This window comes from Micromonospora sp. WMMD1082 (assembly GCF_029626175.1).
Lineage (GTDB): Bacteria > Actinomycetota > Actinomycetes > Mycobacteriales > Micromonosporaceae > Micromonospora.
Genome location: NZ_JARUBM010000002.1, coordinates 5,372,466 through 5,397,429 on the forward strand (window position 1 = coordinate 5,372,466; position 24,964 = coordinate 5,397,429).

Annotated in this window: 20 protein-coding genes; 9 read left to right on the forward strand and 11 right to left on the reverse strand. The window is 71.3% G+C overall.

All coding sequences use genetic code 11. The annotated features are described in order from the left end of the window. The first annotated feature begins 15 nt into the window (after positions 1-15). The 6 genes from O7615_RS24760 (at position 16) to O7615_RS24785 (ending at position 10,254) form a co-directional block, all read left to right on the forward strand. Positions 16-612, forward strand: a complete 597-nt coding sequence (locus tag O7615_RS24760) for a hypothetical protein (RefSeq protein WP_278180187.1) — start codon at positions 16-18, stop codon at positions 610-612. Positions 613-622: 10 nt separating this feature from the next. Next, positions 623-1,765: a hypothetical protein gene (locus tag O7615_RS24765; RefSeq protein WP_278180188.1), complete on the forward strand. Its 1,143-nt coding sequence runs from the start codon at positions 623-625 to the stop codon at positions 1,763-1,765. 15 nt (positions 1,766-1,780) lie between these two features. Beyond that, the gene (locus O7615_RS24770) at positions 1,781-3,094 is read left to right on the forward strand and encodes a toxic anion resistance protein (RefSeq protein ID WP_278180189.1); all 1,314 of its coding nucleotides are present in this window, start codon (positions 1,781-1,783) and stop codon (positions 3,092-3,094) included. 108 nt (positions 3,095-3,202) lie between these two features. Beyond that, positions 3,203-8,497, forward strand: a complete 5,295-nt coding sequence (locus O7615_RS24775) for a GH92 family glycosyl hydrolase (protein WP_278180190.1) — start codon at positions 3,203-3,205, stop codon at positions 8,495-8,497. A gap of 53 nt (positions 8,498-8,550) precedes the next feature. After that, positions 8,551-9,642 carry a winged helix DNA-binding domain-containing protein gene (locus O7615_RS24780; RefSeq protein ID WP_278180191.1) on the forward strand — a complete coding sequence of 364 codons (1,092 nt, stop codon included), beginning with the start codon at positions 8,551-8,553 and terminating at the stop codon, positions 9,640-9,642. Positions 9,643-9,717: 75 nt separating this feature from the next. Further along, complete coding sequence (locus O7615_RS24785; protein ID WP_278180192.1) at positions 9,718-10,254, forward strand: hypothetical protein; 537 nt, start codon at positions 9,718-9,720, stop codon at positions 10,252-10,254. A gap of 10 nt (positions 10,255-10,264) precedes the next feature. Here O7615_RS24785 and O7615_RS24790 read toward each other — a convergent pair whose 3' ends face one another. The 6 genes from O7615_RS24790 to O7615_RS24815 are packed head-to-tail and all read right to left on the reverse strand — an operon-like array spanning position 10,265 to position 15,633. After that, positions 10,265-11,149, reverse strand: a complete 885-nt coding sequence (locus tag O7615_RS24790) for a MurR/RpiR family transcriptional regulator (protein ID WP_278180193.1) — start codon at positions 11,147-11,149, stop codon at positions 10,265-10,267. Next, the gene (locus O7615_RS24795) at positions 11,146-12,012 is read right to left on the reverse strand and encodes an ABC transporter ATP-binding protein (RefSeq protein WP_278180194.1); all 867 of its coding nucleotides are present in this window, start codon (positions 12,010-12,012) and stop codon (positions 11,146-11,148) included. The genes O7615_RS24790 and O7615_RS24795 overlap by 4 nt, the downstream gene beginning before the upstream one ends. After that, positions 12,005-13,048 carry an iron ABC transporter permease gene (locus O7615_RS24800; protein WP_278180195.1) on the reverse strand — a complete coding sequence of 348 codons (1,044 nt, stop codon included), beginning with the start codon at positions 13,046-13,048 and terminating at the stop codon, positions 12,005-12,007. The genes O7615_RS24795 and O7615_RS24800 overlap by 8 nt, the downstream gene beginning before the upstream one ends. Next, positions 13,045-14,079, reverse strand: a complete 1,035-nt coding sequence (locus O7615_RS24805; protein WP_278180196.1) for an iron ABC transporter permease — start codon at positions 14,077-14,079, stop codon at positions 13,045-13,047. Before O7615_RS24805 ends, O7615_RS24800 begins: the two co-directional genes overlap by 4 nt. Next, positions 14,069-15,124, reverse strand: a complete 1,056-nt coding sequence (locus O7615_RS24810; RefSeq protein WP_278180197.1) for an ABC transporter substrate-binding protein — start codon at positions 15,122-15,124, stop codon at positions 14,069-14,071. The genes O7615_RS24805 and O7615_RS24810 overlap by 11 nt, the downstream gene beginning before the upstream one ends. Before the next feature lie 41 nt (positions 15,125-15,165). Next, positions 15,166-15,633: a MarR family winged helix-turn-helix transcriptional regulator gene (locus O7615_RS24815; protein ID WP_278180198.1), complete on the reverse strand. Its 468-nt coding sequence runs from the start codon at positions 15,631-15,633 to the stop codon at positions 15,166-15,168. A gap of 379 nt (positions 15,634-16,012) precedes the next feature. Here O7615_RS24815 and O7615_RS24820 point away from each other — a divergent pair, with 379 nt between their 5' ends. From O7615_RS24820 to O7615_RS24830, 3 genes are all read left to right on the forward strand, one after another. Then, positions 16,013-17,398, forward strand: a complete 1,386-nt coding sequence (locus O7615_RS24820) for a glycoside hydrolase family 43 protein (protein WP_278180199.1) — start codon at positions 16,013-16,015, stop codon at positions 17,396-17,398. A 79-nt stretch (positions 17,399-17,477) separates the two neighbouring features. Next, a complete protein-coding gene (locus O7615_RS24825; protein ID WP_278180200.1) occupies positions 17,478-18,929 on the forward strand; it encodes a family 43 glycosylhydrolase in 1,452 nt (483 codons plus the stop codon). Between the two features lie 18 nt (positions 18,930-18,947). Next, the gene (locus tag O7615_RS24830; protein WP_278180201.1) at positions 18,948-20,267 is read left to right on the forward strand and encodes an RICIN domain-containing protein; all 1,320 of its coding nucleotides are present in this window, start codon (positions 18,948-18,950) and stop codon (positions 20,265-20,267) included. A gap of 84 nt (positions 20,268-20,351) precedes the next feature. On the opposite strand, the gene O7615_RS24835 is transcribed toward O7615_RS24830, so the two are convergent. Genes O7615_RS24835 through O7615_RS24855 form a run of 5 tightly spaced genes read right to left on the reverse strand, consistent with a single transcriptional unit; the run spans position 20,352 to position 24,963 of the window. After that, the gene (locus tag O7615_RS24835; protein ID WP_278180202.1) at positions 20,352-21,443 is read right to left on the reverse strand and encodes a substrate-binding domain-containing protein; all 1,092 of its coding nucleotides are present in this window, start codon (positions 21,441-21,443) and stop codon (positions 20,352-20,354) included. A 13-nt stretch (positions 21,444-21,456) separates the two neighbouring features. Further along, positions 21,457-22,221: a 2-dehydro-3-deoxy-D-gluconate 5-dehydrogenase KduD gene (kduD, locus tag O7615_RS24840; RefSeq protein WP_278182217.1), complete on the reverse strand. Its 765-nt coding sequence runs from the start codon at positions 22,219-22,221 to the stop codon at positions 21,457-21,459. 2 nt (positions 22,222-22,223) lie between these two features. Further along, positions 22,224-23,093 (reverse strand): 5-deoxy-glucuronate isomerase, encoded by an 870-nt coding sequence (gene iolB, locus O7615_RS24845; protein ID WP_278180203.1) that lies wholly within the window; start codon positions 23,091-23,093, stop codon positions 22,224-22,226. Beyond that, on the reverse strand, positions 23,090-24,274 hold the full coding sequence (locus O7615_RS24850; protein WP_278180204.1) for a glycoside hydrolase family 88 protein: 1,185 nt from the start codon (positions 24,272-24,274) through the stop codon (positions 23,090-23,092). The genes iolB and O7615_RS24850 overlap by 4 nt, the downstream gene beginning before the upstream one ends. Next, on the reverse strand, positions 24,271-24,963 hold the full coding sequence (locus tag O7615_RS24855; protein WP_278180205.1) for a hypothetical protein: 693 nt from the start codon (positions 24,961-24,963) through the stop codon (positions 24,271-24,273). The genes O7615_RS24850 and O7615_RS24855 overlap by 4 nt, the downstream gene beginning before the upstream one ends. Between the last annotated feature and the right edge of the window lies 1 nt (position 24,964).

A 24,964-nucleotide genomic window follows, 5' to 3' on the forward strand; every position in this document is an offset into this window, starting at 1 on the left:
ACCCCGGGCGCCGCGATGAGAAGGAAACTGGCCGCCCCGGTCGCGCTCGCCGCCGCGGTCGCGGTGTTCACCGGGGTCTTCGCCGGCAGCGGCAGCTTCCTGTGGGCGCCGCTGCTGGCGGTCGCCGCGGCCCTCGGCACGTACCTCATGCTCGACGACCGCAGCCCCGCCCAGGCCCAGGGCGACGACTACCACGACGAGGCGCGGGTCAAGGTCGAGGAGGCGCTCAGGGTCCTGCGGGGCGTCGAACGGCTCAGCCGCGAGGTGCACGCACCGGCCGCCCGCGCCGCCCTGCAATCGGCCTGCCACTACGTACCCGAGTTGTTCGACCGGGTCCGCACGGCCGCGCCGAACAGCCTCTACTCCACGGCCAGCCAGATCGGCGGCCACCTGACCAGCCTCGACGGTGCCGTGCGGCAGTACCTCGACATCCAGCGCAAGCCGGTGCTCTACACCGATCCGGAGGCGCTCAAGCGCAGCGGGGAGCTGGCGTTCGACCGCTTCGCCGCCTTCGCCCTGGACAGCGTGCGGCTGGTCAACCAGGGCGACATCGCGCAGTACCGCGCCAACCTCGACACCGTCGCACCGCCGAAGCTGCCGGAACTGGGATGAAGGAGCCATCGTGAGATTGCCGAGCGTTCGATTCCTGATCGGCCTGGTCACGGTGATCGTCGTCTGCGTCGTCGCCGCGGCGCTGTGGGTCCGTGCCGACGAACCGGCCACCTCGGCCGCCCCGCCGACCGTGGTCAGCTGCCTCGGCGGCTCCGAGAAGACCGAGCTGATGGCCGACGCCGACGTCACCCGGATCCTGCGCGACAGGTACCAGCTGGAGATCAGCTTCCAGCCACTCGGCTCGTACGACCAGGTGCAGTTGAGCAGCGACGACCTCAAGGCACGCCAGCTCGACTGCCTCTGGCCGTCGAGCGCCAGCGCGCAGAGCGTCTTCGAGGCGCAGCATCAGGGCGCGTTCCCGGACTACCGGGCGGAGAACCTGCTCCAGTCTCCCGAGGTGGTCTACGCGGGGCCGCGCGGCACCGAGGCCCTGATCAAACGCGGTCTCGTCGAGCAGCGGGAGAACCGGTACTACCTGGTCGACATGAAGTCCCTGCTGCTGGAGCACGTACTCAAGAAGCAGACCTGGGACGGCATCGGCGCGGCCGACCTGCGCGGGCCGATCAGCGTGGCCAGCACCGACGCGGCCAAGTCGAACAGCGGCTTCGTGCTCGCCCAGCTCCAGTTGAGCATCATCGCCACCGACGACGTGTTCCAGGCACCGAACCTCGCCCAGGCGCGCCGGGCCCTGCCCACCATGCGGGCGGTGTACGACGCGCAGGGGCTACAGGCACGCAGCTCCGACTCCGGGTTCCGGGAATGGCTCACCCAGGGCGGCGAGTTCAAGTCACCGCTCTACGCCGGCTACGAGAACCAGCTCATCCAGCTGGTCGCGCACGGCGACGTGAACACCGCCAGCGTGCTCAAGAACGTCCGGCTGCTCTACCCCGACCCGACCATCTACAGCGATCATCCGCTGCTGGCGCTCAACGCCTCCGCCGCCCGCCTGATCGAGGCGATGAAGGACCCGGAGATCCAGGCGATCGCCTGGAAGACGTACGGGTTCCGGTCGGCGCTACAGGTCGGCGCCAACGACGTCGCCGACTTTCCCGATCTCGCGCTCGCCGAGCAGATCCGCACCACCCCGGCGCCCGCCGCCGACGTGACGCTCGCGCTGCTGAACTGCATCAAGGACGCCAACACCTGCCAGTGAGGGGACCGAGGGGTCATGACCGACGGATTGCAGATCGACTTCGGCAGCATCGTGGGGGGCGCGGCCGAACCGCCGGCCGGCGCGGCCGACACCGCCATCACCGGCGCGCTGACCGCCGGCCAGCCACGCGAGCTGGTCTGCAGTGACCTGCTCACCCCCGCGCAGCGCAGCCAGGCCGAGGCCGCGGCCCGGCAGCTCTACCCGGCGATGCTGGCCAACACCGAACAGCTGGCATCCTTCGGCAACAGCGCGATCGACCAGGTCAACACCCAGGTCAGCCGGATCTTCAAGGAGGTCGGGCGGGTCGACATCCCGGAGCTGACCAGCATCATGCGGCAGCTCAACGACCGGATGCGGACGTTCCGGCGCAAGTACGACCCGAGCGACCCCCGGATCCGGGAGACCTTCAACAAGTTCTCCGACGCCGTCAAGGGCCTGTTCCGCAAGGGCCGCGACCTGTTGGAGATGCTCTTCGAGGAGGCCAGGACGGTCGAGCAGCAACTCGACAGGGTGGCCGGACAGCTCAGCGCGAAGCAGCACGAACTGCGGCGCAACGTGGTGCTCTGCGACGAGCTCTACAAGGCCAACGAGGCGGCCATCGGCCAGCTCATCGGCGCGATCGCGGTGATGGAGCTGGTCCGCGACGAAGCGCTCGCCGAGGCCCGGTCGATCACCGTCACGCCGGGCGCGGTCGACGAGCGCGACCAGCAGGAACGGCTCTCCCTGGTCACCGAGTTCATCCAGGCGCTCGAGGTGCGCATCAACGAGTTCCAGCAGCGCCTCTTCGTGGCCTGGTCGACCTCGCCGCAGGTCCGCAACATCCGGACGCTCAACTACGGCCTGGGCCAGCGCCTCGCGCTGCTGATGAACCTGACCATCCCGACGATGAAGCTCACCATCGCGCAGTGGGCGCTGCTGTTGCAGGCCAACCAGGCCGCCGACATGCAGCAGGCGGTCGCCGACGGCGCCAACGACGTGCTCTCCGCGTACGCCCGGGCGTCGCAGTCCGCCGTGCCGCAGATCGCCCGGACCATCCAGACCCCCACCATCCGCCCGGAGACCCTCCTGGAGGTCGCGGAGTCGATCGACGCGCAGGCACGGGGCATCGAAGAGGCGGTCCGCTACGGCCAGCAGAAGCGCGCCGAGGTGGTGGACGCGATCGTCACCGCCAACCAGTCCATGGCGCAGTCGGCCAACCGGCTGTCGCAGACCGTGGTCGAGCTGGTCACCCGGGCCAAGCAGCCGCTGGAACTGCCGGCCGGGCCGCAACTGCCCGCCTCGGTGCTCGAGCAGGCGCCGGCGGTACGCACCGACCAGCAGTCCCGCTAGGGCCTGTGTGAGCGGGATCTGTTCACTGCATGATCACTTCTCGGCCGGGAGCCGGCAGGGCGGCGCCTGGATAGTGGAGACGTCCTGATCCTTGCGGAAGGAACCGGTATGCCCTCGTCGCGACGCAGGTGGTTGGTGGTGGCGCTGTCGACGGTGGTCGTCCTCGCGGCCTCGCCGGTGGCGGTGCCGGCCGTGGCGGCGGTGCCGGCTGCGGTGGCGGTGCCGGCCGCGAGGGCGGCGGTGGCCGGGGACCTGGCGCCGTTCGACGCGGTCGACCCGTTCATCGGCACCGAGCTGGATCCGACCCAGAACAAGAGCAACGACGCCTACGGCAACACCTTCCCCGGGGCGACGGTGCCGTTCGGTCTCGTCCAGTCGAGCCCGACGACGTACCGGGAGGGGGCCAACGGGGAGAAGGGCGGGTACGAGTACACGGCGACTCAGCTGCGCGGCTTCGGCATGACCCGCCTGTCCGGGACCGGATGCACGGGGAACTACGGTGGCTTCGACTTCCCGGTCATCCCGTTCACCGGTGCGCTCGACGCCGGCGCACCACCGCGCGCCCCCGGCGCCAACATCCGCGACTACTACCTCGGTTTCTCGCACGAGAACGAGATCGCGCAGCCCGGGTACTACTCGGTCACCACGGACAACGGTGTGACCACCGCGCTCACCGCGAGCCCGCGGTCGGCGGTGAGCAGGTTCGACTTCCCGGCCGGGGCCGGCAGCGCGACCCTGCTGCTGAACGTCTCCGGGTCGAACAACTCGATCCGGGCGAGCCAGGTCACGATCGACCCGGCGGCCGGGCGGGTCACCGGCACGGTGACCGCCGGTGCCGTCTGCAACCAGGGCACCTACTACACCGTGCACTTCTCGGCCACCTTCGACCAGCCGTTCGCCTCGCACGGGGTGTGGCAGGACGCCACGACGAGGGTCGGCGCCACCACCGCCAGCGGCACCACGGCCCGGCACGGCACCGGGGCCTTCCTCACCTTCGCGCCCGGCGCCACGGTGACCGCCCGGATCGGGCTGTCGTACACGAGCGTCGAGAACGCGGAGCGCAACCGACTGGCCGAGGTGGACGGCAGGAGCTTCGACGCCGTCCGGAGCGAGGCGCGCGACGCCTGGCGTGACGCGCTCGGGGCGATCAGCGTCCGCGGCGGGACGGGGGAGGCACGGACCACGTTCTACACGGCGCTCTACCACGCGCTGCACCACCCGAACGTCTTCAACGACGTCAACGGCGAGTACGTCGGCTACGACGGCGAGCGGCGCCGGGTCGCGCCGGGTCGACAGCTCTATGTCAACTTCGCCGGCTGGGACTTCTACCGCGGCCACGCCCAGTTGCTCGCGATGGCGTACCCGAGGGTGGCCAGCGACGTGAACCAGTCGCTCGTGCTGATGGCCGAGCAGACCGGCACCTGGTACGACGGGCCGACGTACAACCTGGTCCAGGCACGGATGGCCGCCGACTCCCTGCCGATCGCCCTCGCCGCCGCGGACGCCTTCGGCGCCACCGACTACGACCGGGCGGCGGCGCTCCGCTCGCTGCTCGACACGCAGCGGCTGCCGGGTGACACCAGCACCCGGCCCGACGCGTACCAGTACTTCGCCACCGGCATGGTCGAGAACCGCAAGGGGAACTTCGCGACCGCCCGGGTCCTGGAGTACGCGGTCGAGGACTTCGCCATCGCGCAGCTGGCCGGCCGGCTCGACGACGACGCCTCCTACCGGGCCTTCATGCGGCGGGCGCAGAACTGGCGCAACGTCTTCGACGGCGAGACCGGGCACATCCGGCCGCGCGAGCGCACCGGCTTCGACCGCTCCTTCGACCTGCGGGTGCGCGACGACGCCGCCGGCCGCGGCCAGTTCAACCAGGCCACCGGATACCAGTACGGCTGGATGGTGCCGCACGACATCGGTGGCCTGGTCGAGGCGCGGGGCGGCATCGAGGCGTCGGAACGCGCGCTCGACGTGCTGATGGCGCAGCTGGACGCCGGCGCGTACACGCAGACCGGCAACTACCTGAGCAACCAGCCGACCTTCAACTCGCCGTGGGTTTACCACTGGCTGCGGGCCCCGCACAAGACCACCGACGTGCTCCGCCGGGCCGTCGCGGAGCTGTACGACACCACGCCGACCGGGCTACCGGGCAACGACGACCAGGGTTCGCTCAGCTCCTGGTACGTCTGGGCGAACCTCGGGATCTACCCGGCGATCTACGGCACCGCGGACCTCATGGTGAGTGCCCCGATGTTCGAGTCGATCACGATCGACCCGGCCGGCGTCGACCGCGCCTACCAGATCAACGCACCGGGTGCCGGCGGCTCGGGCCGGTACACGACGGGCCTGTCGGTGAACGGGGTTGCCCAGTCGGCGTCCTGGGTGGGCGGTGACTTCGCCGCCGCCGGCGGGGTGCTCGACTTCACCCTGTCCGCGGCCCCCGGAACGTGGGGCACCGGCGCCGCCGACGTGCCGCCCTCGTACGACGACGGCCGTCACGACCGGAACAACATCGGCATCACCTCGGCCGGCGCGGGCAACCGGGGCTCGCTCGACCTCAGCGACTGGTCGCTGCCCCGGGAACAGTTGGCGGCGGCCGGCGCGGCGCCCGGGGCCGAGATCGCGCACGGCACCACCGGCGTGGTCTTCACCTGGCCGGCGGTCGCCGACGGGGAGCCCGACAACTGGATCGTGCACGGGCAGCGGATCGACCTGGCGCCGACCCAGGCCGCGGCGGTGTCGTTCCTCGGCCTGGCCACGAACGGGCCGGCCCGCGGCACGGCCCAGGTCGAGTACACCGACGGCTCCCGGCAGCCAGTGCCGGTCGAGTTCAGCGACTGGGCGGCGGCCCCGGGCGGTGGGAACACGGCCCTGGTCGAGGTGACCGGCCGCCACCACCGCGACGGCACGAGCGGGGGCGGCACCTTCCGGGTCTTCGGCACCCGACCCGCCCCGGTGGACCCGACGAAGACCATCGCCGCGGTGCTTCTGCCGGAGCACACCGACCGGGGCATCATGCACGTCTTCGACGTGGCGACCACGACCCGGGAGCAGGTCGACCCCGAGGCGCCGACCGGCGAGCCGTGGCGGGTCGTGCTCAACCCCGCGCAGGACCCGTCCACCGCGCAGCACGTCACCTGGCGTACCAGCAGCCTGCTGCCGATCGACGGGGTGGTCGAGCTGCGGCCCGCCGGTGGCGGTCCGACCAGGCGGGTCGACGCGACGGAACTGCCGGAGCGCACCGTCGGCGGCTATCCGGCGCGCAGCCACTCGGCCATTCTTTCGGACCTCACTCCGGCAACCACCTACGAGTACCGGGTCGGCGGCGCGGGCCGGTGGAGCGGATGGTCGGCGTTCACCACGGCCGCGGCCGTGGCGGCGCCCTTCACCTTCCTGTACTTCGGTGACGCGCAGGAGGGGATCGCCACCGAGTGGGCGGGCACCGTGGCACGGGCGGTGGCGGCGCATCCGGACGCGGCGCTCAGCATGTACGCCGGTGACCTGGTCAACACCGCCACCAACGAGGTCGAGTGGGAGGACTGGTTCGAGGCCAACGCCCGCCTGCGCACCACCCACAACGTGCTCACCGCACTCGGCAACCACGAGATCGGCGGGCAGCCGCTGGCCGAGAACTTCACCGACCACTTCGAGTACGCCCGCAATGGGCCGGTGGCCTCGGACGCGGGGGAGTATGCCGCCGGGTACGGCGCGCACCTGGCCGCGGTCCTCGCGGACACCGTCTACTTCACCGACCACCAGGGGGTCCGGTTCATCACGCTGAACGCCAACCGGGACGACATCTGTACGCTGATCCGGCCGCCCGGGCTTGCCACGTTCGACTGCGGGGTGGGGCGTCGCGCCTGGATGACGGCCCAGGCGACGTGGCTCAACCGGGTGCTGCGGGAGAACCCGCACCGGTGGGCGGTCGTCCTCGCGCACCAGCCGATCTTCTCGACCGCGCTGGACGGGGCGGGCAACGTGCGGGACGAGGCCGACTGGCGGCAGTACATCCTGCCGGTCATCGAGCGCAACGACGTCGACCTCGTGTTGCAGGGCCACGATCACTCGTACGGGCGCGGCCATCACGACTCGTCCGCGACGGCGAGCGCCGGAATCACGGCCGGTCCGGTGTACGTGGTCTCCAACGGTGGACGCAAGCAGTACCGGCTGAACCTGGCCGACAGCGTGTGGGAGCGCAACAACGCGGTCACCGTCCGGCGGGCACAGGACGTCTCGGCGTACCAGGCGATCACGGTGGACGGCGGGACGCTGCGGTACGAGTCCGTGGCGACGTACACCGTCGCGGGCGGGGAGTCGCCGGTGCGGGTGGGGGAGACCCTCGACGCGTTCACCATCACGAAGTACGACACCGGCGCGAAGTGGGTGACCGAGGAGGGCACCGAGGTCCCCGGTCCGTCGGTGCCGCCGGCGCGGGCCGCGTTGCCGACCGACGAGCCGTTCGACCCGGCCACGTTCGGCGAGGTCACCTGGGACGACGACTTCACCACGGATCGTCTCGACGAGTACCGCAGCCACGGCGAGGGTGGCGAGCCGGCGGTGCAGCTGCGCGTGGACACGGCGGCGGGGGTGCTCACCGCGACGGCGGACGGCCGCCGGTGGAGCCATCTGGCGTTGCCGGTACCGGCCGGCGAGAGTTTCGCACTGATCGTCGAGCCGGCCCGCTTCGCCGATACCGGAGCGGCAGAGGACAGCCTGTTCCTCGGCCTGACGGACGGCCCGGGCAACCGGGCCCACAGCTGGTACAACCACACCCGGCGGGAGAGCGGCCTCGACGTGGTGGTGGCCGGCCGGAGTCGAGCGCTGTCGACCGGGCCGGGGTCGCGTGCCGTCACGTGGCAACCGGGCGACCGGCTGGCGGCGGTCGTCGACCACGGGGAGCTGACGTCGTGGCTGGAGCGCGACGGCCAGTGGCGGCCACTCCGGTCCGGCCTGCTCAGCCTCACCATGACCGGGCAGGAGATCACCGGGTGGGCGCCGACCCTCAGCCTGCGCCTCGACCCGGGCACGGTCACGATCGACCGGGTCACCCTGCTGCAGCGCGAGGCCGCGGTGCCGGAGGATCCCGCCCCGCCGGTGTGGGACGCCAGGACGGTGTATCACGCCGGTGACCGGGTGACGTTCGGCGGCGCGGTGTTCGAGGCGTTGTGGTGGACCAGCGGCGCGCGGCCGGACGCCTCGCCGTGGGGAGCATGGGCCAGGGTGGGCACCGCCACCGGCTGTGCCGGGCGCACCTACCCTGCCTGGACCGACTCCTGGGTGTACGAGGGCGGGGAGACCGTCGTACATGCCGGCCGCCGTTGGCAGGCCCAGTGGTACAGCCGCAACCAGGAGCCGGGCGGGTCGCCGCACGGGCCGTGGCGCGACGTCGGGCCGTGCTGACCGGAGCGTCGTCCGGGTTGGCGCCTGTCGGGGGTACTACCTAGGGTAACGGGATGGTTGATCCGCGGCAGGTGATGAACTTCCGCGTCCAGGCGCAGCAGCTCGACCGGGTCGAGGGCACGCTCGCAGACACCGCAGTGCTCGATATCGGGGTGCAGGAGACCGGACCGGACGGCGGCAGGTGGGCGCTGGCCATCCGCGGGGTCGATGTGGCGGCGTCGTCCGTGGCGGATCTGATCCTGCTGTGGACCGTGCGCGGTGCTCCCCACCTGTACCGTCGCGCTGACCTGGGGAAGGTGGCGGCCGCCGTCGAGCCGTTCTCCGACGCTGACGCGGGCAAGCGCATCTACGATGCCGCCCGGCCGTTGAAGGCGGCGGGCATCGGCATCCTGGCTGCCCTCGACGAGGTGGCCGCCCAGATGCGGGCCATCGTCACCGGGCCGACGGTCAAGGGCGAGGTCTCCGGGCGTCTGGCGGCGGTGATGCCCGAGCCCTACCTGCGGTCCTGCCGACCATGCGGCGCCACCCACCTCTACGAGATGCCGTTCCGGTTGGCCGCCGTGCGGGCCGGGCTGGAGCTGCGACTCGACACCTCACCGCCGGTCCTGCAGCGCACCGCGGGGTTCGAGAAGGCCGTCGCTCCGGGCGACAGGTTCGACCTCATCCGTACGTACCTCCGTCTGCTCGGCCCGGCCACTCCCAAACACGTCGCCGACTATCTCGATGCTCCGGTCAAGGAGGTGAAGGCACGCTGGCCCGAAGACGTGATCGTGGTGATGGTCGGCGGCGAGGCCCGCTCGCTCCTGGCCGCCGACGAACCGGCGCTGGAGTCGGCCGCCGCCACGGCGGTCCGCCTGCTCGGCCCGTTCGACCTCTTCCTCCAGGCCAGAGACCGAGCGACCCTGGTGCCGGGCACGGCCCACGCCAAGGAGTTGTGGCCGGTGCTGGGTCGCCCCGGCGCCGTCCTGGTCGACGGCGAGGTGGTCGGCACCTGGCGTCCCCGCAAGTCCGGCAGGACGTTGAAGGTCGCCGTCCACCCGTGGCGGAAGCTGCCCGCCACCGCGCGCGACAGCATCGTCGAACAGGCCGAGCGCCTGGCCGCGTACCGTGCCGTCGCCCTCGCCGGCGTCGAGTTCGCCACCTAGAGCGGGTCGGGGGAGGGCCGGCGGCCGGTGCTACTGTGCATCGGCAAGATCGAGTCGTGACGGACGGGAAGCAGCATGATCGCGGAGTACGTCCGGGACGCGGCGGCGACCGCGGTCATCTTCGGGTTCTTCGCCCTCAGCTGGTACGGCTGGGGGCAGGAGGCGCCGCCGAAGGGCTGGCGTGTCCCGCTCGGCATCGGTTCGGCGGTCGCCGCGGTGACCGCGATCGTCGGCGGGCTCCTCGCCTGGCGGCACTGGTCGGCCGGCACGGCGTTCGACGACGACACCAGCCGGGCCTTCGGCATCGTCGTGGGCATCGAGTTCGGCGCCGCCGCGCTCGGCGCCGGGCTGCTCGCCGTACGCCGCCGTGCCGATCTCATCTCGGCCTGGGTGGCCTTCGTCGTCGGCGTACACCTGTTTCCGGTCGCGGCGCTCATCGGCTACCCGCTGATCCATGTGGTGGCGGCCCTGATCACGCTGGTGGCGGTCGCCGCGATCCCGGTGGCTCGCGCGCGGGCGCTGCCGGTGAGCGCCGTCACCGGGCTCGCCACCGGCAGCGTGCTGCTCGCCGCCGCGCTGGGCTCCGTGGCCGTGACGGTGACCGGCTACTGACGCCGTCGGGTCACGCCGAGGGCTCGCCGGCGACCGCCTGGCGGAGTTCGGCCAGGCGCCTGCTGGCTCCGGCCGCCTGCGCCGGATCCGAGGTGGCGACGATGATCGCGAGGAGTTCGGCGAGCTGCACGGCGGCGATCACCCACCGGGTGAGTTCCGAGGCGGTGCCCACGCAGCGCAGCACGGCCGAGACCTCGTCGCGGTAGCGCTCGGCGAGCTGCGTGCCGGTGATGAGGACGACGGGAACACCCGCGCCGGACGCCCACGCGATCACGTCCGCGAACTCCCGGATCGGGCTGGCGGCGTGGATGAGCACGATGGCGTCACCCGGCTGGACCGCCAGCAGTTCGTTGGCGAGGTCGAAGCCGGACGCGCGGGTCCAGCGTGCGCGATGTCCGGCGCGGGTGAGTTGGTCGGCGAGGTACAGGGCGGCGGCGCCCGAGGTGCCGATCCCGATCGTCCACACGGTCTGGGCGGCAACGATCGCGGCTCGGGCGCGTTCGAGTTCCGTGAGGTCGAGGAGTTGTTCGTTGTCGTCGAGGAGTTCCCGCAACGCGTCGTGGAACGCCCGTGCGACCGTCGCGGATTCACCGCCGAGCGCGGACAGCTGCGCCTGCCGGCGCTCGGCGCGCGACACCTCGACGCGGCGGGGTCGGCTCGCGACGCGCTTGAGCTCCGGAAGCCCGCTGAAGCCGAGGCTGCGCGCGGTGCGGATGACGCTGGCGTCGCTGGTGCCGGTCGCCTGGGCGATCTGGGTGGCCCCGAGGAACGGCAGCTCGGCGGGGGGCACCGTGGCGAGGTACTCCGCGATCCTGCGCTCGGCGCGCGGCAGGGTGCCCCCGTGCGTGCGCAGTCGCTCGGCGAGTACGTCGTCGCTGCCGGTTCCGCCGCTCATCGTTGCCGCCACCTCCGGCCCGCCAGGGTATCGGTCTGCGAGCCAAGGGTGGCGACGGCGTACGGGGTGCGGGGAAGGGGCAGGACGAGCGGGGCGTGGGTGACGGGGTGGTCGATGACGACCGATCCGACGCCGAACACCTCCTTGACGAGCTGCTCGGTGAGGACCTCGTGCGGTGTGCCGGTCGCGTGTACGCGCCCACTGTGGACGGCGACGACGTGGTGGGCGTAGTGCGCGGCCTGGTTGAGGTCGTGCACGACCATGACGATCGCCGTGCCACGGCGGCGGTTGAGGTCCGCGAGGAGGTCGAGCACCTCGAGTTGATGGGCGATGTCGAGGTAGGTGGTCGGCTCGTCCAGCAGCATGACGGGGGTGTCCTGGGCCAGCGCCATGGAGATCCAGGCGCGTTGCCGTTGCCCACCGGAGAGCGAGTCCAGCGTACGGTCGGCGAGGTCGTCGAGCCCGGCCGCGGCGAGCGACTGCTCGACGATGGCCCGATCCTCGGGGCGCTCCCTCGTGAGGAACCCGCGGTGCGGGTGCCGGCCGAACTCGCTGAGCCCCCGCACGGTAATGCCCTCCGGCGCGACCGGCTGTTGCGGCAGCATCGACACGGTGCGGGCGATGCGGCGGCGCGGGATCGCCCGCAGGTCCGTGCCGTCGAGCAGGACCTGGCCGCGCAGCGGCGGGAGGGCGTTGCCGAGGGTACGCAGCAGGGTGGACTTGCCGCTGCCGTTCGCGCCGATGAGCGCGGTGATGCGTCCGGGTGGAATCGTCAGGTCGACCCCGTCGAGGATGGGGTTGCCCGGGTGGTATCCGACGGACAGGCGGCGTGCCTCGAGCAGTGGGACAGCGACGTCAGCCATCTCGTCTGGCCTCTCTGAAGAGCAAGAAGAGGAGGTAGGGGCCACCGGCGATGGCGGCGACGATGCCGGCGGGAATCTCGTTGGGCAGCGCGATGAGCCGCCCGGTGAGGTCGGCGAGGGTGAGCAGCATGGCGCCGAGCAGCGCCGTGGTGGGCACGCACCAGCGCGCGCGTGGCCCGACGACGAGCCGGGCCAGGTGCGGGGCGAGCAGGCCGAGGAACCCGATGCCGCCGACCGCGCTGACCGCACCGGCGGTCAGCGCGACCGCGGTGCAGACGAACAGGGTGCGGTTCACGACCGGGGCGACGCCGAGGCTGCCCTGGGTGTCGTCGTCGAAGGCGGCCAGATCGAGCCGGGCGGCGCACACGAGGACGAACGGGGTGCAGCAGAGCAGCCAGATCGCCAGGAACGCGACGTCGGTCGGGGTGCTGCCGTAGACGCTGCCGGCCAGCCACACCATCGCCTGATCCGAGTATCCGGGGTGGGCGACCATGAGGTACTGGATGGCGGCGCCGGCGATGGCGGCGATGGCGACGCCGACCAGGGCGAGGGTCGCTCCGCGGCTGCCGACGAGCCGGGCGACGCCGAGCAGCAGCAGCGTCACGAGCAGGGCGCCGGCCACGACGCCGACCGGCACGGCGACGAGCAGCGCGGTGGGCGGGGCGAGCACGGTGGCGATCATGGCGCCGAGCCCGGCGCCCTTGGTGACGCCGACGACGTCGGGAGAGGCGAGCGCGTTGCGCACCGCGGACTGCAGCAGCATTCCCGCCACCGCCAAAGCGGCGCCGGCCAGGACGCAGACCCCGATGCGGGGGAGCCGGTACTGCTGCACGATGAACGCGTGGTCACCGCCGAACATCCCGTCGACGACCGCCGCGGGGGTGAGCGGGACGGCGCCGAATCCGGTGCTCAGCACGGCCAGGAGCAGTAGCGCGGCCGAGATCGCCGCCACGGCCAGGGCACGGCGCGTCGTTGCCGCGCCCGCTCCGGTTGATTCCCGCCCGGGTGTGCGTGGGGCGCGGGTCGCGGCGGTCACGCGCGCCTCGCGCGGATGGCCAGGATGAGGAAGACCGGGGCGCCGAGCAGGGCGGTGACGATCCCTGCCGGTGTCTCGGCCGGGAAGGCGACGAGCCGGGCGAGCACGTCGGCACTGAGCAGCAGCAGCGGGCCGAGTACGAGGCAGGCGACGAGTTGGGTGACGAAGCGCGGGCCGACCAGGCGCCGGGCGATGTGCGGAACGATCAGGCCGATGAAGCCGATCGGCCCGGCGACCGCGACCGCGGTGCCCGCGAGCACGACGACGATGGTCGCGGCCGCCCCGGCGGCGCGGGCGGGGCGCTGCCCGAGGCTCGCCGCGGTGGTGGTGTCGAGGGCGAGCAGCGCGAACGAACGCGAGCCGACGAGTGCGGCGGCGCAGCCGATGGCGGTGGCGGGGGCGAGCAGGGCGACGTCGTCCCACTGCGCACCGGTGACCGAGCCGGCCAGCCAGAACACGATGTCGTGGGTGGAATTGTTCATGATCAGGATTGCCTGGACGAGCGCGGAGAGCACGATCTGCATCGTCATGCCCGCCAGCGCGAGCCCCACGATGGTCACCGCGCCGGTGGTCGACAGCGCCCACATGATGGCGCCGACGACGGCCGCGCCGACGAGTGCCGCCACGGTGCCGAGGGCGCCGAGATTCGGGAACGCGATCGTGGCGGTCACGATCGCGACCGCCGCACCGGCGTTGATCCCGAACGTCTGCGGCGACGCGAGCGGGTTGCGGGTCAGCGCCTGCGCGAGCAGTCCGGCGACGGCGAGGCTGCCACCGACGAGGACGGCGAGCAGCGCCCGGGGCAGCCGCACGTCGACGACCAGGCTGCGCAGCCGCGACGGCTCGTCGTCGAGGAGCGCCGCGATCGCCCGGGACCAGCCGATCCCCGTCGGGCCGGTGCCGAGACTGACCACGCCGACCACGAGGAGCAGCAGCAGCCCGCCGGCGATGGCGACGGCGGCAGGCGCCCGGCGCGGGCGGTCGGACCCGACCGCCCGCGCCTTCGGTGCCGCGTCGGCGTCAGCGCTCACCGACGACGTTCTGGACGATGTCCGCCGCGATCGTCTCGGCGGTCTGCAGGCCGCGGAAGCGCGCGTACTGGTTGCGGTCGACGTTGAAGACCGAGCCCTTGGCGACGGCCGACATCGACGACCACGCGGAGTTCTTCTGCCACTGCTCGAACACCGTGCCCGGTCCGTCGGTCGCGACGAACAGCACGTCGGGGTCGACGTCCAGCAGGCGTTCGATGCCCACGCCGGACTCGACCGCGTCGTCGGCCGTGACGGCGGCGCTGAGGCCCAACGCCTGGAACACGGAACCGCTGAACGCGGCGGAGGTGTGCAGGCTCATCGCATCGGGCGTCGCCACGGCGAGCAGGAAGCGGCGATCCTCGCCGTCCGGTATCCGGGCCGCCAGTTCCTTGATGCGCGCCTCGTGCTGCGCGACGACCTGCTCGCCCTTGGTGCGATCGTCGAGGGCATCCGCGATGGTGACCACGGCGTCCTTGATGTCCTGGTAGCTGCCCTCCCAGCTGTTGAGCACGATGGTCGGGGCGATCTGCTTCAGCTGCGGCACGATCGCGGTGTGCCGGGTCAGGTCGGCGATGATGAGGTCCGGGCTCAGGCTGCTGACCAGTTCGAGGTTCGGCTCCAGCCGGGTGCCCACCGAGGTGTACTCGATCGGCGCGCCCAGCAGTTGCCGGATGCGGTCGGCGTCATCGTCGTCGGCGATCCCGACGGGCTGGACGCCGAGCGCATCGAGCGCCTGCACGAACGAGAACTCCAGCGCCACGACCCGGCCCGGCGTGCCGGTGATCGCTGTCTCGCCGAGTTCGTGGGTGATCGTGCGGGCCGTTCCGGTCTGTGACGTGCTGCCGGCGCCGGCCGTCGCGCAGGCGGCCAGCGCCAGGGCCGTCGCGGCGGCGGTCACGGCGACGATGAGACGTCGGACCGACGCGGCGGTGCCGCGCGGTCCGGCGTAACGAAGGCGCAACATGGTTCTGCTTTCTGCCAAGGGGTGAGGGGCTCCGTAGCGGCGGCAACAAAGGTTAGCCTGCCCTAAGAACGGAGCGTACACGACAGAAATGTAGCGCCCGGATCGGCGGTGGCCGGGCTCGCCTACCTGGCGGGACCACCGACGTTGCGGATCATCTGCCGGAGGACCTTCAGCGCCGTGACGTAGTCGGCGTCGTCGATGCCCTGGTGGATCCGATCGTGGATCGCCGGGGCGTGCTTCTTCAGCTCGATACGGGCCTGCTCGCCCGCGTCGGTCAGCCACAGCCGGCCCTCGCCGTCGCGGGTGAGCCAGCCGCGATCCAGCAACACCTCGGCCTCGGCCGCCAGGTCGTCCTCGCTCCTGAGGTACGTGCTCATCGCCCGCTCCAGTTCGGGGATGGTCATGCCGTGACCGTCGGGCGAGATGTCGTGCTTCGACAGGTTGCGGAGCAGCCAGATCTGCGGCTGGGTGAAGCCGAACCCGGCGTGCCGCGCACGGGTGAAGGCGATCAGCGCCTCGTAGGCGACCCCGGTCCAGTAGGCGGCCGGCTGAGCGGCGAGTTCGGCGTCGGGTAGGTCTGGCATGGTCATTGCGCACCCCCGGGGTGGACGACGGGCGTCGAACGTAGAACCTGAAGCCCGGTGGAGGTCAAGAGCGCCGCGCCCGGCCGGGTGACTCCGATCGAGGGTGGTCGAGGCTTGACAGATAGTGTGTTACCGCTAACATTCATCGGTAACACTACCGTAATCGGTCTGGCGCGTACGGGCTGCGGTCGACGCCCGTGTCAGGGCCGGCACCCGTGATGAAGTGTCGCACGTCCATCGCCGTTCGATTCTGTCGCGGCGTGGCCGCCAACTGTTAGCGCTAACAGACAGTCGAGCTGACCCGCGAACTCCGGCGAGGCGCACCTGCCATCGCCGCGTCGCAGCGCCCAGCCCGCACCCGTCCCACGAGCGAGAGGCCGTCATCGTGCTACTGACCCGAAGATCGTTTGCCCTGCTCGCCGCCCTGTCCACGGCGGCCACGGCGGGTGCCGTGGTCACCGCGCCACCGGCGGCATCGGCGGCCAACACGGCGTACGTGTTCGCGTACTTCACCGAGACGCCGAACCGGAACGGGGCCAACTACGGCCTGCACCTGGCGGTCAGTCAGGACGGGCTGAACTGGTCGCCGTTGAACCAGAACAATCCGGTGGTCACGCCGACGGCCGGCACGCGCGGCCTGCGGGATCCGTTCATCCTGCGCAAGCGCGACGGCACGTTCGTCATCCTGGCCACCGACCTGAACGGCACCGACTTCAGCCAGAACAACCAGTACCTGCACGTGTGGGACTCGACCGACCTGACCGGGTTCACCGGCTACCGCCGGATCCGGATGCACAGCCTGAACACCCACACCTGGGCCCCGACCGCGTTCTGGGACGCCGCACGGGGGCAGTACGGCATCGTCTACTCGGCGAACAACGGCAGCGACGTGTTGATGGTCAACTACACCTCCGACTTCCGGACGGTCGGGGCCAACCAGGTCTTCTTCAGCCCCGGGTTTCCGGTGCTGGACGGCGACATCGTGGTCGACGGCTCGACCTACTACCTGTACTACAAGAACCTCGCCAACGGTCTGCTCTACGGCGCGCGTTCCTCGACCGGGGCGCCGAACAGCTTCACCACGTACACGAGTGGACTGCGGCAGGGCGGCGCGATCGAGGCGCCGCTGCTGGTGAAGAACAACGAGGGCAACGGTTGGCGGTTGTGGGGCGACTCGTTCAGCCCGGTCAACAACGACTTCTACGCGTGGTCCACGTCGACCATCGGCGGCAACTCGTGGACCGCGCTCAACCAGCGTGACTACACGCCGCCGCTGAACGCCAAGCACGGCTCGATCGCCGGCATCAGCGGCGCCGAGTACACCGGCCTGGTGTCCCGGTGGGGCCTGCCGAACTGGGTGCGGCTCAAGTCGTCGAACTTCCCGGACCGGTACGTGCGGCACGCCGGCAACATCGGCCGGCTCGACGCGTACCCGTTCGACCCGTACCAGGACCAGCTGTGGCGGATGGTGCCGGGCCTGGCCGACCCGGCCGGCGTCTCCTTCCAGTCGGTCAACGTCCCGTCCCGGTACCTGCGGCACAGCAACTACGCGATCCGGCTGGACGCCGACGACAACACCGCGACGTTCCGGGCCGACGCGACGTTCCACCGGGTCGCCGGGTTGGCGGACGCGGGATGGCAGTCGTTCCGGTCGCACAACTTCCCGGACCGCTACCTCCGGCACGCCGACTACCTGCTGCGCATCGACCCGCTCAGCGCGAATTCGAGCGCCAGCGACCGGCAGGACGCGACGTTCCGCGTCACCCCGTAGCCGCCACCACCCCGACAACACCATGACCTGCCGACCGTTCCCGGTCGGCGCCAACTTCCACGTCTGAAGGCAGGGTGTCATGAGAATCCTGAATCGATGGTCGCGTGCGCTGGTCGGCGCGCTGGCGGCCGTGGCGGTGGTCCTCACGACGGGATACGGAGCCATGCCCGCCTCGGCGGCGTCGCCCGTCCGGTACACCAACTCGTTGGTGGCGCAGCGGGCCGACCCGCACATCGTCAAGCACACCGACGGCTACTACTACCTCACGGCCACCGTGCCGGCGTACGACCGGATCGTGCTGCGCCGGGCGACCACGCTGCAGGGGCTCGCCAGCGCCCCCGAGACCACCATCTGGACCCGGCACACCAGCGGTGAGATGTCGGCGCACATCTGGGCACCGGAGATCCACTTCATCAACGGCAGATGGTACGTCTACTTCGCGGCCGGGCGGGCCGACGACATCTGGCGCATCCGGATGTACGTGCTGGAGAACTCCAGCGCCAATCCGCTCCAGGGCACCTGGACCGAGCGCGGGCGCATCGTGACGAACTGGGACTCGTTCGCCCTCGACGCCACCACCTTCGTGCACAACGGGCAGCGCTATCTGGCCTGGGCACAGTCGGAACCCGGGATCAACGCCAGCTCCAACCTCTACCTCGCCCGGATGGGTGCCAATCCGTGGCAGATCAGCGGATCGCAGGTACGCATCAGCGTGCCGACCCACAGCTGGGAGACCCGGGGCCACCGGGTCAACGAGGGAGCGGCCGTCATCATCCGCAACGGCAGGGTCTTCATGGCCTACTCGGCCAGCGCGACCGACGCGAACTACTGCATCGGTCTGCTCACCGCCAGCGCCTCGGCGAACCTGCTCGACCCGTCGTCGTGGACGAAGAACCCCAACCCGGTCTTCGCGAGCAACTCGCGGACGAGCCAGTACGGCCCCGGCCACAACTCGTTCACCGTGTCGGAGGACGGGCAGAGCGACATCCTCGTGTATCACGACCGCAGCTACCAGAACATCTCCGGTGAACCGCTCAACAACCCGGACCGCCGGACCCGGATCCAGAAGTTGTACTGGAACGCCGACGGCACGCCGAACTTCGGCATTCCGGTTCCCGACGGCGTGACACCGTACCGGCTGCGCTCGGCCAACTTCCCGCAGCGCTACATCCGGCACTACAACTACCGCGCCCGGATCGACGCGGACGTGACCAACCTCGCCGACTCGCAGTTCCGGATCGTGACCGGGCTCGCCGGCAGCGCGACCGTCTCGTTGGAGTCGACGAACTTCCCCGGCTACTACCTGCGGCACCGCAACAACGAGGTCTGGGTCGAGCAGAACGACGGCTCCACGCAGTTCCGCAACGACGCGAGCTTCTACCAGCGCAGCGGCCTGTCCGACTCGGCCGGAGTCTCGTTCGAGTCCGCCAACGTCGCCGGCCGGTACGTGCGCCACTACGACTACCTGCTGCACATCCAACCGGTCAGCACCGCCGCCGACCGGGCCGACGCCACCTTCTTCCTCGAGTAGAAACCCATGGAACCCGGCATGAGACAAGGCGTACGCAAGATCAGCAAGATCAGACGGTCGGTGGCCCGGCTGGCCGCCCTCCTGCTCGTCGTCGCCAGCACCGGACTCGTCCTCGCGAGCCCGGCATCCGCGGCCACGACCTACCTCTACACCACCTTCAAGGGCGACGGCGCGGCCGACCAGGAGCTGTGGGTCTACCGGTCGACGGACGCGACGAGCTTCAGCGTCCTCGCCGACACGAACTACCGCGGGCCGAGCGGCGTACTGCGCGACCCCAGCATCATCAACCACAATGGCAGGTACTACATCGCGCACACCGCCCAGTCCTGGACGACGAACTCCACGTACTTCAACATCGCATCCAGCACCGACCTGGTCAGCTGGACGCATGTGGCCAGCGTCAACTCGGGGATCGCCGACACCAGGTTCGTCTGGGCGCCGGAGTTCTTCGTGGAGGGGAACACCGTACGCGTCATCGCGAGCGTGGCGCAGACGACATGTGCCAACTGCTTCCGGCCCTACGTCTACACCGCCCAGAACAGCGCCCTGACGTCGTGGAGCGGGCCGGTCCAGATGGGCGGGCTCGGTACGAACTACATCGACACCTTCGTGGTGCGTTCTGGCGCCACCTATCACGCCTTCGTCAAGAACGAGACGTCGAAGTACATCGAGCACTGGACGAGCACGTCGAGCCTCACCAGCGGCTGGACCTCCCGTGGCGCCCTGTGGAGTTCGGGGTACGAGGGACCGGCGCTGGTCCGGATGGAGAACGGCACCTGGCGCATCTACGTCGACCGTTACACCAACGGCGGCATCTGGACGGCCACCAGCTCGGACCTCGACAACTGGTCCGGCCTCAGCAGCGTGAACTGCTCCGGCTGTCGTCACGGCACGGTGCTCGCCGTCTCGTCCGGGGTCGCGGAACAGTACCGGGTGACGGCGCGGCACAGCGGCAGGGTGCTGGACGTGATCGGGGCGTCCACGGCCAACGGCGCCGAGATCAAGCAGTGGGGCTGGAACGGCGGAGGGAACCAGCGGTGGACGTTCGAGGACGCCGGCGGCGGTTACTTCCGGATCGTCAACCAGAACAGCGGAAAGTGCCTGGACGTGGCGAGCGCGTCCACGGCGGATCGGGCGAACATCGTCCAGTACACCTGCAGTGGGGCTACCCACCAGCAGTGGCAGTGGCGTGCCGTCGGTAGCTACTTCCAGCTCGTGGCCCGGCACAGCGGCAAGTGCCTGGACGTGGTGAGCGCCGGGACGGGCGACGGCGTCGACATCCAGCAGTTCGCCTGCGGTAACCAGGACAACCAGCAGTGGTCCCGTACCCCGGTGTAGCGCGGCCCGCGTGACGTGGCCGTGTGGTGCGCCCGTCCCTGAAGGGGGCGGGCGCACCGCCGTGACCGGCGAGGCGTCGAGGACCTAGCGCATCGGGGCGAACCGCAGGGACGAGCCGCGGACGACCAGTTCGGGGGCGAGGAGCACGCGGTGCGCGGGGCGGCGTTCGCCGTCGAGCAGGCGCGAGACCATGAGTTCGACGGCGAGGCGACCGACGTGGCTCTTGGGCGGCCGGACGGCGGTGATCGCGGGATCGGCGAGATGGGCGACCTCGTCGTCGTAGGACACGATCGCCAGTTCGCCGGGGATGGTGATGCCCAACTCGGCGCAGAACTGGGCGACGGCGATGGCGTGCGGGTCGCTGTGCACGATCAACGCCGTGATCCGGGAGAGCTTGCACTGCCGGAGGAGGCGGACGATGACGTCCCGCTCCCCGGGGGCGGTGACCGTTTCCTGCATGACGAGGGTGCCGGACGTTCGGGGATCGGTGGCGGCCGTCCGCCAGGCCTGCCGTAGGTGCGCCGACGTCGGGCTGCCCTGCGCGAGGACGAGCCCGATCCGTCGGTGCCGTTGTTGCCGCAGGTGGTAGACGGCGATCTCGAGGCCGAGCGAGTGGTCGCTGCGTACCCACTCGATGTGGCGGGTGGTCGGCGTCCACCGGCGCGGCTGGCGTTCGACGAGGATGGTCGGTACCGGCAGCCCGCCGATCCATTCGAGGATCTCGTCCGCGTCGTCGCCGTCCAGGCTCGGCGCCAGCAGCAGGCCCTGGACCTGCTGGGCCTCGACGAGACGGGTGATCTGGCGGCGGTCCTCGTCGGGGTCGTAACTGGAGCCGCGCAGCTGGATGCTGACCCCGAGCGCCGCCGCGGCGGCGCGCGCGCCGGCCACGATCGGCGGCCAGTAGAAGTCGAGCGAGGGCACCACCATGCCGATGGTGAAGCGGACCGGGGCTCGTCGGGGTTGGCTGAGGGTGTTGCTGTGCGTCGGCAGCGTGGCGCCGCCGTGCACCTTGGACACGAGGCCACGCTCGGCGAGGGCGGCGATGTCGCGGCGGACCGTCAGCTCGCTGACGCCGAACTCGCGGGCGAGGTCGCGGACCCGCACCGCGCCGTGACCGCGAAGCTCGGCGAGCAGTCGCTCCTGTCGCTGGGGTCCGAACAGCCGCTCTGTCTCCACGATGCGCACACTCCTAGCGGGCGAGCCAGCCCCCGTCCACGGCGAGGACGGCCCCGTGCACGTACCGCGCGGCGTCCGAGGCGAGGAAGACCACGGCGCCCGTGAGGTCCTCGGGCGTGCCCCAGCGTCCGGCCGGGATTCGCTCGCGGATGGCGCGTTCCCGGTCCGGATCGTCGCGTAGCGCAGCGGTGTTGTCGGTGGCGATGTAGCCGGGGGCGATCGCGTTGACGTTGACCCCGTCGGCGGCCCACTCGTTGGCCAGGGCGCGGGTGAGGCCCACGACCGCGTGCTTGGCGGCGGTGTACGACGGCACCCGGATGCCGCCCTGGTACGAGAGCATCGACGCGACGTTGACGATCCTCCCGTGGCCCTGGCCGAGCATGATCCGCCCGGCCGCCTGGCAGAGGTGGAAGACCGCGTCGAGATCGACCCGCAGCACCGCGTCCCAGTCCTCGGGCGGGTGTGCGACGGCGGCGGCGCGGCGGATGATGCCGGCGTTGTTCACCAGGATGTCCAGGCGGCCGAGCCCGGCGGTGGCCGCGTCGACGGCGTCGGCGAGCTGGTCCGGGCCGGCGGTGGCGAGGTCGGCGGGTACGACCAGCGCCCGCCGCCCCAGCTCCTCGACCGCGGTGACCGTCTCGGCGGGGTCGCCGCGCCCCAGCAGGGCGATGTCGGCGCCGGCCTGGGCCAGCGCGATGGCGATGGCCCGGCCGATGCCCCGGTTCCCGCCGGTGACGAGGGCGACGCGACCGCCGAGGCGGAACGTGTCCAGGACCATCGTCACAGGCCCACGCTGCGCAGGGTCGGCACGGTCTGGCCGACCCAGGCCAGGTCGGCGTCCTCGCGCGCGCCCTGGGTGCGTTGGGTGCCGGCCAGGAACCACAGGAAGTACGTGGTGTAGCCGGGCGCGCTGACCACGGTGTGGTATCCCTCGGGCATCATCTGCATCACGTGCTCGCGGATGGTGACGTTCTCCTCGTACCCCTCGTCGGTGTAGACCCGGCTGATGCCGAACCCGCCCGCCGGGTCGACGCGGTAGTAGTACATCTCCTCGTGCGCGGCCTCGGCGGGCAGGTCGTCGACCTTGTGCCGGTGCGGGGGGTAGGTGCTCCAGTTGCCGGAGGGCGTGTAGGTCTCGCCGACGATGAGCCGGCGGGCCGGCAGGTCCGGTTGGGAGATCTCGGTGAGGATCTGGTGGTAGGTGCGGCCGAAGTTGGCGGCGCCCCAGCGGCCACCGACGACCTGTTCCGGTGCGATGACGTAGGGCTCGGTGACCAGGTCGCTGGGCGCGCTGGGCAGGGCGATCTCCACGTCGGTGACGGCCTCGACGGTGACGGTGGCACCGGCGGGGATGTAGACGGAATGCGGTGCGCCGGAGAAGACGTCCGGGCGTCGGCCCACCTCGGCGAAGTGGTGGTCGGCGACGGTGAAGCTCGCGCTGCCACCGAGGATGACCGCGAGGATCTCCCGGTCACCGGACTCGCCGGTCCACGACCGGCCGGCCGGCAGCTTCAGCAGCGCGAAGTCCAGCAGCTGGCAGGGATTGACCGGCAGCGTGTTGTGGCCGTCGGCGGCGGGGATGGTGCAGTGGTAGCGGTAGTCCATGATCACCTTTCCGGAGAGCGGGGGCGGGGGAGTCGGTGCGGTCACCAGGGGCTGGTCCAGCCGGGGGCGGTCGCGCGGGCGAGGGCCTCCATGTAGAAGTAGTCGCCCCAGAGGTTGCCCTCGTCGACGCCGATGCCCTTGGGCTTGTCGTAGACCCCGTGCAGGATCAGCGCGTTGGCGACCGGATGGCCGCCGGTGGAGTAGTTGTCGACGAGGGAGCGCAGGATCCGGTCGGCGGCCGCCCGGTACCGGTCGGCGCTGCCCGCGTCGGTGAGGTTGTCGGCGAGTTCGACCAGGCCGCAGGCGGCGATGGCGGCGGCCGAGCTGTCGCGTTCCTGGCCACTGCCGTCGCCGAACTCCAGGTCCCAGTAGGCGACGTGGTCGGCGGGCAGATGGGCGAGGAAGTGGTCGGCGCAGGTCTGCGCGGCCACCAGCAGCGCCGGGTCGGCGGTGTAGCGGTGGTTGAGGGCGAACCCGTAGATCCCCCACGCCTGGCCGCGGGCCCAGCAGGAGTGGTCGGCGTGGCCCTGCTCGGTCTCGCCGCGCAGCGGCGCCCCGGTGTCCGGATCCCAGTAGAAGGTGTGGAAGGTGGTGCCGTCCGGGCGCAGGATGTGCCGGCGCAGCTGGGTGGTGTGCCGGCGGGCCGCGGCGGCGTACCGGTCGTCGCCGGTGGTGTGGCCGGCCCAGAAGAGCAGCGGGGTGTTCATCAGGCTGTCGATGATGGTGCGGCCGCGCTGGCGCGGATCGTCCAGGTCGCCCCAGGCCTGGATGATGCCGGCCGGTTCGAGGACGCGGGTCATCAGGTGGTCGGCGGCGGCCAGGGCCGCGTCCCGGGCACGCGGGTCGCCGGTCCGGCGGGCCGGGGTGACGCAGGAGAGGGTGTAGAGGAATCCGAGGTCGTGGGTGTCCAGGTCGATGCCGTGGTGCACCCGGGTGGCGAAGGCGTCCACGTGCGACAGCGCGGCCCGCTGGTAGCGTTCGTCGCCGGTCAGGTCGTGGGCCAGCCAGAGCATCCCGGGCCAGAAGCTGGTGGTCCAGCCGACGTTGGCGCCCGGCGGCTGGCCGGCGGTCGATGGTCGCAGCGGGTAGCGGTTGCCGGCGGTGGTGTCCGCAGGGTACCGGTCGCCGAAGGCGTCGATGTTCGCGTCGACGGTGCGAATCGCGGCGGCCACCGCGGCCGCCATGGCGTCGGCGTCGGGGCTGGGACGGACGTCGGTCGCCGTCATGGATGCAGTTCTCCCTTGATCTGGGGCGCGGCCGCCGATGGATCGAGCGCGGCGCGCAGGCTGTACCGGCTGTTGGCCCACACGACGTAGAGCAGCGGCGCGGCCGCCGCACCGAGCGCGATCGCCGGACGGGCGACGAAGAGCTGCGCCAGCAGCGCGAGGACCAGCAGTGACGTGGCGGTGAGGTACCAGCGGCGCACCGCGAGGTACGCGCAGGCGCGGGCCACGTCGCGCAGCCGGGCGCCGGGTCGCTCGGCGATGGTCACCAGCCCGAGCAGCGCGGTGGCGGCGGTGAGCGCGGTGAGCATGGCCAGGATCGGCAGCGTGAGCGCCCCCGCCCGGCTGCCCCACGCCGCGTACCCGTCGACGCCCAGCACGACCAGGACGGCCACGGCGGTGGCGGCCCAGCGCGTCGCGGGACGTAGGGTGGCCCGCCAGGCGCGGCCGAACCTGCGGAACACGCCGTCGGTGTCACCGGCGGAGTACGCGGACATCACCGCGAAGGCCCCGCAGAGCGCGGGCGCGCAGCCGGGCGCGACCAGCGCGTACAGCGGCCAGGCCCGCGCCGCCTCGGTGGTGAACAGGAGCACCACCAGGGGCAGGCAGCCGACCACCAGCAGCAGGTTGGTGACGAGCGCGACCCAGACGCCGTCGAAGATGGCGGAGATGGTGTCGTGGCGCAGGCGCATG

What these genes read in the sequence shown, in the direction of transcription:
- O7615_RS24760 (WP_278180187.1), top strand. Translation starts at nt 16, where the DNA reads ATGAGAAGGAAACTGGCCGCCCCGGTCGCGCTCGCCGCCGCGGTCGCG.
- O7615_RS24770 (WP_278180189.1), top strand. Translation starts at nt 1,781, where the DNA reads ATGACCGACGGATTGCAGATCGACTTCGGCAGCATCGTGGGGGGCGCG.
- O7615_RS24775 (WP_278180190.1), top strand. Translation starts at nt 3,203, where the DNA reads ATGCCCTCGTCGCGACGCAGGTGGTTGGTGGTGGCGCTGTCGACGGTG.
- O7615_RS24780 (WP_278180191.1), top strand. Translation starts at nt 8,551, where the DNA reads ATGGTTGATCCGCGGCAGGTGATGAACTTCCGCGTCCAGGCGCAGCAG.
- O7615_RS24785 (WP_278180192.1), top strand. Translation starts at nt 9,718, where the DNA reads ATGATCGCGGAGTACGTCCGGGACGCGGCGGCGACCGCGGTCATCTTC.
- O7615_RS24790 (WP_278180193.1), bottom strand. Translation starts at nt 11,149, where the DNA reads ATGAGCGGCGGAACCGGCAGCGACGACGTACTCGCCGAGCGACTGCGC.
- O7615_RS24795 (WP_278180194.1), bottom strand. Translation starts at nt 12,012, where the DNA reads ATGGCTGACGTCGCTGTCCCACTGCTCGAGGCACGCCGCCTGTCCGTC.
- O7615_RS24815 (WP_278180198.1), bottom strand. Translation starts at nt 15,633, where the DNA reads ATGACCATGCCAGACCTACCCGACGCCGAACTCGCCGCTCAGCCGGCC.
- O7615_RS24825 (WP_278180200.1), top strand. Translation starts at nt 17,478, where the DNA reads ATGAGAATCCTGAATCGATGGTCGCGTGCGCTGGTCGGCGCGCTGGCG.
- O7615_RS24830 (WP_278180201.1), top strand. Translation starts at nt 18,948, where the DNA reads ATGAGACAAGGCGTACGCAAGATCAGCAAGATCAGACGGTCGGTGGCC.
- kduD (WP_278182217.1), bottom strand. Translation starts at nt 22,221, where the DNA reads ATGGTCCTGGACACGTTCCGCCTCGGCGGTCGCGTCGCCCTCGTCACC.
- O7615_RS24850 (WP_278180204.1), bottom strand. Translation starts at nt 24,274, where the DNA reads ATGACGGCGACCGACGTCCGTCCCAGCCCCGACGCCGACGCCATGGCG.
- O7615_RS24855 (WP_278180205.1), bottom strand. Translation starts at nt 24,963, where the DNA reads ATGCGCCTGCGCCACGACACCATCTCCGCCATCTTCGACGGCGTCTGG.